The organism is Streptomyces atratus (assembly GCF_014648655.1).
GTDB classification, from domain to species: domain Bacteria; phylum Actinomycetota; class Actinomycetes; order Streptomycetales; family Streptomycetaceae; genus Streptomyces; species Streptomyces atratus.
The window spans coordinates 23,635-34,923 of sequence record NZ_BMRN01000054.1; the positions used below are offsets into that span (position 1 = coordinate 23,635).

12 protein-coding genes and 1 pseudogene are annotated in these 11,289 nt (G+C 71.4%); 12 read left to right on the plus strand and 1 reads right to left on the minus strand.

The window, feature by feature from the left end; translation table 11 throughout:
* The first annotated feature begins 27 nt into the window (after positions 1-27).
* The 11 genes and pseudogenes from IEZ15_RS38180 to IEZ15_RS47415 form a co-directional block, all read left to right on the plus strand.
* Positions 28-453, plus strand: coding sequence for a phage tail protein (locus IEZ15_RS38180; protein WP_114242522.1), 426 nt, complete (start codon positions 28-30; stop codon positions 451-453).
* A gap of 60 nt (positions 454-513) precedes the next feature.
* Positions 514-1,236 carry a CIS tube protein gene (locus IEZ15_RS38185; protein ID WP_189281616.1) on the plus strand — a complete coding sequence of 241 codons (723 nt, stop codon included), beginning with the start codon at positions 514-516 and terminating at the stop codon, positions 1,234-1,236.
* Complete coding sequence (locus tag IEZ15_RS38190) at positions 1,233-2,999, plus strand: VgrG-related protein (protein WP_114242524.1); 1,767 nt, start codon at positions 1,233-1,235, stop codon at positions 2,997-2,999. Before IEZ15_RS38185 ends, IEZ15_RS38190 begins: the two co-directional genes overlap by 4 nt.
* A 59-nt stretch (positions 3,000-3,058) precedes the next feature.
* Complete coding sequence (locus tag IEZ15_RS38195) at positions 3,059-3,376, plus strand: PAAR domain-containing protein (protein WP_114242525.1); 318 nt, start codon at positions 3,059-3,061, stop codon at positions 3,374-3,376.
* Entirely contained in the window at positions 3,373-3,798 is a 426-nt protein-coding gene (locus IEZ15_RS38200; RefSeq protein ID WP_114242526.1) for a GPW/gp25 family protein, read from the plus strand. Before IEZ15_RS38195 ends, IEZ15_RS38200 begins: the two co-directional genes overlap by 4 nt.
* Positions 3,798-5,759 (plus strand): putative baseplate assembly protein, encoded by a 1,962-nt coding sequence (locus tag IEZ15_RS38205; RefSeq protein WP_189281617.1) that lies wholly within the window; start codon positions 3,798-3,800, stop codon positions 5,757-5,759. The genes IEZ15_RS38200 and IEZ15_RS38205 overlap by 1 nt, the downstream gene beginning before the upstream one ends.
* The gene (locus IEZ15_RS38210) at positions 5,756-6,319 is read left to right on the plus strand and encodes a phage tail protein I (protein ID WP_189281618.1); all 564 of its coding nucleotides are present in this window, start codon (positions 5,756-5,758) and stop codon (positions 6,317-6,319) included. The genes IEZ15_RS38205 and IEZ15_RS38210 overlap by 4 nt, the downstream gene beginning before the upstream one ends.
* 4 nt (positions 6,320-6,323) lie before the next feature.
* A complete protein-coding gene (locus IEZ15_RS47810; protein WP_189281619.1) occupies positions 6,324-7,499 on the plus strand; it encodes an NADase-type glycan-binding domain-containing protein in 1,176 nt (391 codons plus the stop codon).
* A 120-nt stretch (positions 7,500-7,619) separates the two neighbouring features.
* Positions 7,620-8,576 (plus strand): GlxA family transcriptional regulator, encoded by a 957-nt coding sequence (locus IEZ15_RS38220; RefSeq protein WP_189281620.1) that lies wholly within the window; start codon positions 7,620-7,622, stop codon positions 8,574-8,576.
* A 101-nt stretch (positions 8,577-8,677) separates the two neighbouring features.
* Entirely contained in the window at positions 8,678-9,676 is a 999-nt protein-coding gene (gene gap / locus IEZ15_RS38225) for a type I glyceraldehyde-3-phosphate dehydrogenase (RefSeq protein ID WP_189281621.1), read from the plus strand.
* 515 nt (positions 9,677-10,191) lie between these two features.
* Positions 10,192-10,441 (plus strand): annotated as a pseudogene (locus IEZ15_RS47415) (Tn3 family transposase); the annotation flags it as partial.
* A 114-nt stretch (positions 10,442-10,555) separates the two neighbouring features.
* Here IEZ15_RS47415 and IEZ15_RS38235 read toward each other — a convergent pair.
* A complete protein-coding gene (locus IEZ15_RS38235) occupies positions 10,556-11,047 on the minus strand; it encodes an FBP domain-containing protein (RefSeq protein ID WP_189281623.1) in 492 nt (163 codons plus the stop codon).
* Between the two features lie 84 nt (positions 11,048-11,131).
* Here IEZ15_RS38235 and IEZ15_RS38240 point away from each other — a divergent pair.
* Positions 11,132-11,289: TetR family transcriptional regulator (locus tag IEZ15_RS38240; protein WP_189281624.1), on the plus strand; the 158-nt coding region annotated here is incomplete at its 3' end.

Sequence of the window (11,289 nt, forward strand, 5' to 3'; positions counted from 1 at the left end):
GGAAACAGCAGAGAAGAAGAGAAGCACATGACGGACAACATCTTCGCGACGAGTGTGTTCTTCAAGCTCGTCATCGGAGGCAGCGATCTGGGGGCCTTCCACACCTGCTCGGGCCTGGGCGCCGAGGTGGAGATGGAGCAGTACGCCGAGGGTGGCAACAACGGCTTCACCTGGCAGCTGCCGGGGCGGATCACCTGGACCAACATCACACTGACCCGCCCCGTCACCGCCGACACGCTCAAGATCGCACGGTGGCTGAACGAGACGATCCAGCGGGTCGAGCCCAAGGACGGCGAGATAGTCGCGCTCCGTCCGGACCTCGGCCGCATCATCAGCTGGCAGGTGCACGGCATCGTGCCGGTCCGCTGGCAGGGTCCTTCCTTCGACCCCGCCAACTCCCAGGCGGCCATCGAGACGCTGGAGATCGCGCACGAGGGCCTGGAGCCTTCCTGATGAACCGTCATACCCCTTAGCAGATACAGGTAGCAGAGAAGATCGGGAAGGAGGAGCGCAATGTCACCCGCTGTCCGTACGAGCCGTGCTCGCGCCCAGCTGACCATCATGGAGCCGCCGGCGACCGTCGGTGCCAAACCCGGCGGGAACCTCGCCCGGCTCACGTTGCAGTTCAACCCCGCGAAGCTGTCGCTGAGCAAGAGCACCGAGTGGCGGCGTACGCCATCCCGGATGGCCGGGCAGTCCGCACTGCCCGAATTCGTGGGCAGCGGGCCCCGGTCGTTGTCCCTGGAGGTCTTCCTGGACTCCACCGCCACCCATGACAACTCGGTGGAGAAGGCGGTGGAACAGCTCATGCTGGCGTGCGTGCCCACCCCGAGCAGTCTGGCCCGCAAGACGCCCGCCAGCCCCTGGGTCCGCTTCGACTGGGGCACGTCGAGGACGACCTCGTTCGACGGCGTGCTGTCCAACCTCTCCGTCTCGTACACGTTGTTCGACGTCGACGGGAAGCCGCTGCGCGCCACCTGCTCCCTGTCGATCGAGGAGGCGAGCGTGGATCCGGCCGGCCAGAACCCCACCTCGGGCTCGCGGGAGGCACGCCGTACCCACCGGGTGGTCGCCGGGGACAGCCTGCCGCTGCTCGCCTGGCGGGAGTACGGCGATGCCACCGCGTGGCGCACGATCGCGGAGGCCAACGACGTGGACGACCCGATGCAGCTGATCCCCGGCAGGGAGCTGATCGTGCCCGGACTGGAAGATCATGCCCCGGAGGGCCACCGATGACCGCCCCCGGCCGCTCCTTCGCCGCGGATCCGATCGTCGAGGCCCCCGCTGAGCTGCCACCGGCCTGGGCCGCCCAGCTGGTGAGCTGTGTCGTGGACGAGAACGTCGGCCTGCCGGACACCGCCGTGCTGACGTACCGCGACCCCGATCACAAGCTGCTCACCGCCACCGGGCTCACCATCGGCAACCCGCTGAAGATATCCGTGGTCACCGTGCAGGAGCGGGTGCGCGAGCGGCTGTTCACCGGTGAGGTCACGGCAGTCGAGCTGGACAGCGACACCACCGGTTCGTTCACGGTGATCCGCGCCTTCTCCAAGGCCCACCGGCTCCAGCGTGGACGGAAGGTGGTGGCCTACCGCAACATGAAGACCGCGGACATCGTCCGCAAGGTCGCCGCGGGTGCCGGGCTGGCCTGCGGAAAGATCGAGGCCGCGCCCATCACGTACAAGCAGCTGACCCAGCCCAATGTCTCGGACTGGGAGTTCCTCCAGTACCTCGCGGGCGAGAGCGGCGCGCACGTGCGAGTGGACGACAAGGGCTTGCTGCAGTTCGTGAAGCCGAAGCCCGCAGCGTCGGCCCCCTCGCCCGCCACCTCCGCCACCCGCCACCCGATGGTCCTGGAGTACGGACGCAACCTGCTGGCCCTGCGGGCCGTGCTGACCGGTGCCGACGGGGCGGACAGCGTGGAGGTGCGCGGCTGGAACGTCGACACCAAGACACGGCTGGTGGCCCGCGAGCAGTCCATCCGCAGCGACACGGTGTCCCCCGGGATGAGCCCGTCGCTGGTGGCCGGGGCGTTCGGCCCGAACGCGCGGATGACGGTCACCGACACGCCGTACCGGACGCAGGCCGAGGCCAGGGCCGTGGCCGGTTCGGTGGCCGCTTCGGTGAGCTCCGGATTCGGCGAGATCGAGGCGGTCGCCGAGGGCAACCCCCAGCTACGGGCGGGCGAGCCGGTGGCCCTCGGCAACGTCGGGCCCGCGTTCGCTGGGCGCTACACGGCGACCGCCGCGCACCACGTGCTCGAACCGAACGGCGGCTACCGCACGACCGTGATGGTGAGCGCGGCCCCCGACCGCTCGCTGGCGGGACTGACCAGCGGCTCCAACGCACCCTCGCGCGGCCCGCGTATGCCGGGTCTCGCCATCGGTGTGGTCACCGACATCCGCGAGGGCAAGTCCGAACGGGGCTGGGTCCGGCTGAAGTTCCCCTGGCTCGACGACACCTATGTGACCGACTGGGTCCGTACGGTGCAGTGGGGCGGCCAGGGCGGCGGCGGGGTGTTCAGCCCCGAGGTCAACGACGAGGTGCTGGTCGGGTTCGAGCAAGGGCTGCTGGACAGCCCGTATGTGCTCGGCGGTCTCTACAACGGGGTCGACAAGCCCTCGCCTCACGACGTCCCGCTGGTCGATCCGACCAGCGGCAAGGTCAACCGCCGGTCCCTGGTGTCCCGTTCGGGCAACCGGCTGGAGCTGCTGGACGCTCCGCGCGGACCGTCCGGCGTACGGATCGCCACCGGCGACAAGCGGCTCGACGTCAGGCTGGACGAACGGCGGGGCGAGATCGCGCTGACGGTGTACGCCCGCGGCGGCACCCGGGCGCTGAGTTCCGTGACGCTCTCCGCGTCGGGCATCACCCTCGACGCGGGTGCGGGCGACGTGAACATCAAGGGCAGCTCGGTGACCGTCAACGGCAGGACGGGGGTCACGATCGACGGCGGACTGCTCGCCGTGCTCAAGGCCAAGCTCATCAAGCTCAACTGACGACCTGCTGCCCATCCGATGCCCCAGAAGTCCCTTTCCCAGCAAGGAGAACCCCGACCATGCCCCCCGCAGCCCGCACGGGCGACAGCACTGCCCACGGCGGCCTCATCGGCACCCCGCCCCCGGGTGCGGTGGCCGTCGCCACCGTGCTGATCGGCGGTCGGCCCGCGGCCGTCGCCGGGAGTCTCCACGTGTGCGTCGTCCCCCCGCACGCCGCGCTCGGGCCGGGGAATGTGATCACGCCCAACCCGGCTGCCGCGGTCACCGGTCAGGTCCTGATCGGCGGGCTGCCCGCCGCCCGGATGCGGGACAACACCACCTGCGGCGCGCCCATCATCAGCGGTGCGCTGAACGTACTGATCGGGGGCCCGATGTGAGCGGCGGCGGATTCATCGGACGTGGCTGGGGCTTCCCGCTGCGGGTCGGTGCCACGGGCGGCATCGGCATGGTCGAGCGGGACCGGGAGATCGAGGAGGCGATCGGGCTGGTGCTCGGCACGGCGCCGGGCGAGCGGCCGATGCGCCCGGAGTTCGGCTGCGGAATCCACGACTACGTCTTCGCACCCGGTGACGGCGCCACCGCCGGGCGCATCGCGCACGAGGTCCGCACGTCGCTGGAGCGCTGGGAGCCGCGCATCGAAGTGACCGACGTGGTGATCGCGTTCGACGCCATCGAGGAGGGCACCTTGTACATCGACGTGCATTACACCGTGCGGGCCACGAACGACCTGCGCAACCTCGTCTTCCCCTTCTACACCATCCCGTCCTCCGAGGGCTCCGAAGAATCGGGAGTGCGCTGATGGCCCTGCCCGCACCCAATCTGGACGACAGGCGCTTCCAGCAACTCGTGGACGAGGCCAAGCGGTACGTCCAGCAGCGCTCCCCCGAGTGGACCGACCACAACGTGTCGGACCCCGGGGTCACCCTCATCGAGACGTTCGCGTACATGGTCGATCAGCTGCTGTACCGGCTGAACCGGGTACCGGACAAGAACTACTCGGCCTTCCTCGACCTGCTGGGCGTCACGCTGTTCCCGCCGTCGGTGGCGCGGGCGGAGGTCGACTTCTGGCTGTCCGCGCCACAGCCGGAGACCGTACGGCTCCCGGCGGGCACGGAGGTCGCCACCTCACGCGGCGAGGCCGAGGAAGCAGTGGTGTTCTCCACCTCCGACGACCTGCCGATCGTGCCGAGTTCGCTGGCCCGGCTGGTCACCGCACCGGTGTCGGGCGATCAGACCGACCGCACCGCACCGCTCGGCGCCGGCAAGGACATCCCGTGCTTCCAGCCCCGGCCGGAGCCCGGTGACGCCTTGCTGTTCGGGCTGCCCACCGCCGTGCCCCGGTGCATCGTCGCCGTGCGGCTGGACAGCCGGGTGGAGGGCGTGGGCGTCGACCCTCGGCAGCCGCCGCTGGTGTGGGAGGCGTGGGACGGTGCCCGCTGGGTCACGTGCCAGACCGGCACCGACAGCACCGGCGGGCTGAACAGGCCCGGCGAGGTGATCGTGTTCGTCCCGGCCGGGCATACGGCGTCGGTGACCGCGGGGACCCGGGCGGGGTGGCTGCGCTGCCGGGTCACCGCGCCCGAACCTGGCCAGCCGTTCTACTCCGAGTCGCCGACGATCCGGGAGGCAGAGGTGTTCACCGTCGGCGGCACGACGGGCGTCGAACACGCGGAGACCGTCCTCGACGTTCCGCTCGGCATCTCCGAAGGCGTCGCCGGGCAGAAGCTCTCCGTGAGCAGGGCGCCCCTGCTGCTGGACGGGGAGCCGCCGGTCGTCCAGGTGTCCTCCGCAGAGGGCTGGCAGGTCTGGACGGCTGTGGAGCACTTCGGCGACTCCTCCCCGCACGACCGGCATGTGCGGATCGACGCCGTCTCCGGCGAGTTCTCGTTCCCGCCGGAGGTACGCGAGCCGGACGGGACGATGCGCGCCTACGGCGCGGTGCCCGAGAAGGGCGCACAGCTGCGGGTCCCCCGCTACCGGACGGGCGGCGGGGCGGCCGGGAACGTCGCCCGGGGCGCCATCTGCGTGCTGCGCAGCTCGGTGCCGTACGTGGCGGGCGTGGACAACCGCGAGGCGGCCCGGGGCGGGGTCGACGGCGAGACCGTGGAGAACGCGAAGGTCCGGGCGCCCAACATCCTCCGGGTGCAGGAACGGGCGGTCACGGCCGGGGACTACGAGGCCGTCGCCCGCGAGGCCGCGCCTTCCCTGCGCAGGGTCCGGTGCCTGCCGGCCGTCGCGGGCGAAGCCGGTGCGGTTCGGGTCCTGGTGGTGCCGGACGCGGTGCCCGACGAGGGGGGCCAACTGCGGTTCGAGCAGCTGATCCCGTCGGACTCGGTGCTCTCGACGGTCACGGCGCGACTCGACGAACGGCGCCTGGTCGGCACCCGGCTGGTGGTGGAACCGCCCGCGTACCAGGGCGTCACCGTGGTCGCCAGGCTGGTGACGGCCGGTGGTGACGTGGACCGGGTCCGCACGGAGGCGCTCGCGGCACTGTTCCGCCACATCGATCCGCTGCGGGGCGGCGCGGAGGGGACCGGGTGGCCGTTCGGCAGGCCGGTGCAGTACGGCGAGATCTTCGCCGTACTCCAGGACGTGCCGGGGGTGGGCCTGGTGGAGGGGGTGCGGCTGTTCCCCGCGGACCCGATCACCGGCCGGCGCGGGGCGGCGGTGGAGCGGATCGACGTCGCCCCGGGCGCCCTGGTCTTCTCGCACCAGCACCAGGTCGAGGTCACCGCAGGCATGGCCGGTGATGTCCGATGACCCGAGCTGCGGTACCCGGGCTGGCCAGCCGCTACCCGATCGGCGGGCTGCTGCCCGCGCTGTACGCGGACGACGACCTGGCCCAGCGGTTCACGGCGGGCCTCGACACCGTCCTGGCGCCCGTCCTTTCCACCCTGGACAACCTTCCCGCCTACTTCGACCCGTCGCTGGCTCCGGCCGACTTCCTGCCCTGGCTGTCGTCCTGGGTGGCGGCCGATGTCGATCCGGCGTGGCCCGAGGGGCTGCGGCGGGCCGTTGTCGCCCGCGCCGTCGAGCTGCACCGGTGGCGCGGCACCCGCCGCGGCCTGATCGAACATCTCCGGCTCTGCTTCGGCGTGCATGCCGACATCCAGGACGGCGGCGGCGCCGCGTGGTCGTCCGAGCCGGGCGCGGAGCTGCCTCCGCCGCCGACCGGAGAACTGCTGGTGCGCGTCTGGGCGTTGCACGGCGGACCGGTGGACGCGAGCCGCGTCCTGGATGTCGTCGCGGCCTCGTGCCCCGTACACCTCACGTGCCGGGTGGAGATCCTGCCGGGCCCGCCAGACGAGACAGGAGGCTGACGCGATGCGCTCGTGTCCGGCGTGCGGTTCGGCCAACCGCGAGGACGACGAATTCTGCGGGAACTGCGGTTCCTATCTGGGCTGGTCCTCCCGGGCCTCGCGGAATCCCCCCGTCGCCCCGGAACCCCTCGGCCCTTCAGAACAGGCAGGCCCCGCAGCCGTTCCCGCGGCCGCTGCCGCGCCGGAGACCGAGGGTCCTGCGTCCGGGGCCCCGCCCTCCCCGCTCCCCGATCCACCGGTGGAACCGACGCGGTCCCGCACACCGGAACCTGCCGGGCCACCCCCCGAGGAGCCCGCACCGGCCCCGGAGCCGCCCCCGCGACCGGCGCAGCCCGCCGCCGTACAGCCTGAACCACCGGCGCAGCCCGCCCCGGTCCGGCCGGAACCACCGGCACCGGACGCGCCCGTCGCCGCGGTGCAGCCGGCCAAGCCGATGGCGCGGCGGCCCGTCGTGAGGCCCGTGACGGCGGACGAGGAGCCGGACGGGCCTGCGTGTCCGGCGTGCGGCACACCGAACCTGCCGGGACGCCGGTTCTGCCGCCGCTGCGCGGCACCGTTGCAGACCCGGGAGCAGCCGGCACCGCTGCCGTGGTGGCGCACGGTGTGGCCGTTCCGCCGCCGGGTGAGGAGCGGATCGGGCCGGACGCTGCGGCGGACCGTGCTGGTGCTGGCGGTCGTCGGGCTGTTGTTCGCGGGCTTCCTGCTCCTGCCGGCCGGGCGCTATCTCTTCGAGGACGTGCGGGACAAGCTCGGCGGAACGGCGGAGATCAGCCCGGCCGAGGTCACCGCGAGCGCCCAGGCTCCCGGCCATCCGGCGACCGCGGCCGTCGACGGACTGACCAACAAGTACTGGGGGGCACCCGAGCTCGGCTCCTCACTGACGTGCGTCTTCGACAAGCCGTTCCGGCTGGTAGGCGTAGTGGTGCACACCGGTGTGTCGAAGGAGCCCCAGGAGTTCCGGCAGGGGGCCAGGCCCACCCGGGCCGAACTGATCGTCACCACGGCGGACGGCAAGGTCCGCGAGAAGGCGGTGACATTCACCGACAAGCCGGGCCCGCAGACGGTGCAGACCGGCATCAGCGATGTCGTCTCCGTCCGGCTCGTGCTGCGAGGCGCGTCCGGCCAGGGCGAGGGGCGGCCCATCGCAGTCGGGGAGGTCGAGTTCTTCAAGCGCACCTGAGGCCGGGCGCCACTCGGCCTTCCTGGGTGATGCCCAGGAACGCCGGAACGCCTAAGGACGAACGGACCGGCCCCAGTAAGGACGAACGGGCCGGCCCCGCGCTCCCCGTACTCTTTTCCCGTGCCAGCCTCCCACCTGCATCGCGTCGCCGTCCTTGTGCTCGAGGGTGCGAAGCCGCTCGATGTCGGCATTCCTGCACAAGTGTTCACGACCCGCGCGAGCATGCCGTACGAGGTGCGGGTGTGCGGCGCCGCACCCGGTCTCGTGACCGGCGGCGACGGCCTGTCGTACTACGTCGCCCACGGCCTCGACGCGCTTGCGTGGGCCGACATCGTCTTCATCCCCGGCTACCGGTTCCCGGACCGCGACGACCCGCCGCAGGCCGTCGTTGACGCGCTGATCACGGCCCACGATCGGGGCGCGCGGCTCGCCGCCATCTCGACGGGCGCCTTCGCGCTCGCCGCCACGGGCCTGCTCGACGGCAAGCGCGCCACGACGCACTGGCATTACACGCGCGCGCTCGCGGCGAGGCATCCGCTCGTCCAGGTCGACGAGAACGTTCTGTTCGTCGACGAGGGCAGCGTACTCACGTCGGCCGGCGCCGCCTCGGGCATCGACCTGTGCCTGCACATTCTGCGCGGCGACCTCGGGGTGGCCGCGTCCAACCACGCGGCCCGGCGCCTGGTCGCGGCCCCCTACCGCAGCGGCGGTCAGGCGCAGTATGTGCCACGCAGCGTGCCCGAGCCGCTCGGCAAACGGTTCGCCGCCACCCGCGAGTGGGCGTTGCACCGGCTGGGCGAGCCCCTCACCCTCGCGGTGCTGGCCAGGCACGCGGCGGTGTCGCCGCGCACGTTCTCGCGGCGCTTCGTCGACGACACGGGGTACACGCCGATGCAGTGGGTCATGCGTGCCCGCATCGACGTGGCCCGTGAGCTGCTCGAGCGTTCGGAGCGGAGCGTCGAGCAGATCGCCGCCGACGTCGGTCTCGGCACCGGTGCGAATCTGCGACTGCACTTCCAGCGCATCCTCGGCACCACGCCGAGCGAGTATCGGCGCACCTTCGCCCAGGGCGAGTAGCCCGCCGCCGTGGCGCGATCCTTTCGAGCCATGGCACTCACGCCGCTGTCACGGGTGGAGGCTGCAAGCGAACCTGATGGCGAACCGAAGGGACACCATTCATGACTCGCATCGCCATCAACGGATTCGGCCGCATCGGACGCAATGTGCTGCGCGCACTGCTCGAGCGCGACAGCGGCCTCGAGGTCGTCGCCGTCAACGACCTCACGGAGCCCACCACCCTCGCGCGGCTGCTCGCCTACGACACGACGGCCGGTCGGCTCGGCCGTCCGGTGACCGCCGACGGGGACGCCCTTGTCGTCGACGGCCGTCGCATCACGGTGCTCGCCGAGCGCGAACCGGCGCAGCTGCCGTGGGCCGAGCTCGGCGTCGACATCGTGCTCGAGGCGACCGGCCGCTTCACGTCGTCCACGGCCGCCCGCGCCCACCTCGACGCAGGCGCAAATAGGGTGCTCGTCAGTGCGCCGTCGGAAGGCGCCGATGTCACGCTCGCGTTCGGGGTCAACACCGACGCGTACGACCCGGCCGTGCACACGATCATCTCGAACGCCTCGTGCACGACCAACGCGCTTGCGCCGCTGGCCGCGGTCCTCGACGAGCTCGCCGGCATCGAGCACGGCTTCATGACGACGGTGCACGCCTACACGCAGGAGCAGAACCTGCAGGACGGCCCGCACCGCGACGCCCGCCGCGCCCGCGCCGCCGCTGTCAACATCGTGCCGACCACGACGGGCGCTGCCAAGGCGATCGGCCTCGTGCTGCCGAACCTCGATGGCAAGCTGGCGGGCGACTCGATCCGCGTACCGGTTCCGGTGGGCTCGATCGTCGAACTCAACACGACCGTCGCCCGCGACGTGACGCGCGACGACGTGCTGGCGGCGTACCGCGCCGCGGCGGAGGGGCCGCTCGCCGGCATCCTCGAGTACTCGGACGACCCGCTCGTGTCCTGCGACATCACGGGCAATCCCGCCTCGTCGATCTTCGACTCGGCCCTCACCCGCGTCGACGGCCGCCACGTCAAGGTGGTCGCCTGGTACGACAACGAGTGGGGCTTCTCGAACCGCGTGATCGACACGCTCGAGCTCCTCGCCGCCCGCTGACCGGATGCCGGGGCGGCCCCGCCGTCTGCTCCCGGAACCAGCCGAGGGCAGCTCCATGAATACCGCAGCCTTCGAATACGTGACGGGTACCGGTTGCCCGCCCCGGCCTCTCCCCCGCCGACGTCCCCCGCTGGTTGTCAGCGCCGCACTGACGGCGGCCCGGCGGCGCGGCCCCGCCGTCGCGCGAGGACCTCGGCGGGCGGACGGATCGTGGACCTCATCGGCCCGCGGCGGTCACTGGTCCCCCTTCTGCTCCTCTTCGCCGCAGCACTGGCATTGATCGGGGCTTCGCCCGGGATCGGACTCCTGCTGGGCGCGGTCGCGCCGGGGGAATTCCGCAGGCGTGGTCGGTGTCGTGCTCAGCCATGTGTCGATTCCGGCTGACGGGCGCAGGGCGGGCTCGGCCCAGCCACGTCCCGATGACCTGGTAGGCGTGCCGCCGCACCGAGATCGCGAGGACGGCAGTGCGGAGGCGGCGGAGTACCGGCTGTGGGTGCGTGCCCCGGAGCCGAGCCGGCCTGATGCTGAACGCCGTGGTGCCGTGGACCACGCGGTACTTCGACGCTGCGGTGGCCCGGCTCCGCTTGGAGGGCCACGAGATCCACGATGAGGATGCCGTACGACGGTCTCCGCTCAAGCAGCGGAACGTGACGTCCTGGGCCGCCACACCTTCATCGCCCCGTCCCCCGCGAGGGCCTGCGTCCGCTGCGCAACCCGGACGCCCCCGGCCTCGACGAGGACGACAACGGGCCGGATGTGGACTGAACGAAGGTCGGGGCCGGCCAGTGCAGTGATCAGATTGCGAGCCGTTGCCCTGGTCAGCCAATTCAGAGCCGGGCAGCGGCGGCGATACGAGTGGGACCAGGAGGCGGGCCCGGGTCACGCGGTCACTTTGGCAATGAACGCGGCGAGGTTCGCCACGGTCCGCTGGGCCTTCTCCTCCAGGGTGAGGGACTCGTGGAGGCGTGCGCCGATGCCCGCGTCCTTCTTCCCGCGTACATACAGGGAGCAGGCCAGGTCGCTGCACATGTAGATGCCGACCGAGTTGCCCTGCTGCCCGGCCTTCCCGGACCTCGGCGCGACCATCAGGGAGACGCCCCCGGTGTGGGTGGTCACGCACACCGAGCACATGCTGCGCCGCATCTGCCAGGAGCCGACGCCGGAGGAGCGCAGCTGGACGCCGACCGGGCGGCCGTCCAGTTCGGTCACGAGGTGAGCCCGGTCGGGGGCCCGGGGATCTCGCCAACCCAAAAAGTCCAGGTCGTCCCAGCACTGCTCGGCCAGGTCGCGGGGGACGCTCAGACGCTTGGCCTCGCCCTTGGTGCAGTTCACAAACGCGGTACGAATCTCTTGCTCAGTCAGCGGCTTCATAAAGGGCACGCTAATTTGCCTAATCGAATTAGGCAAATGCATAATCATCTATGCTAAGGATGAGAAGCGATTCGGAGGATGAACATGGCACAGGCCGGACGGGTAGGACTGACCACGGAGCGCCTGGTCCGGGCGGGGGCAGAGCTGGCCGACGAGATCGGCTTCGAGCAGGCGACCCCCGCGGAACTCGCCCGGCGGTTCGGTGTCAAGACCGCGAGCCTGTACTCGCACGTGAAGAACGC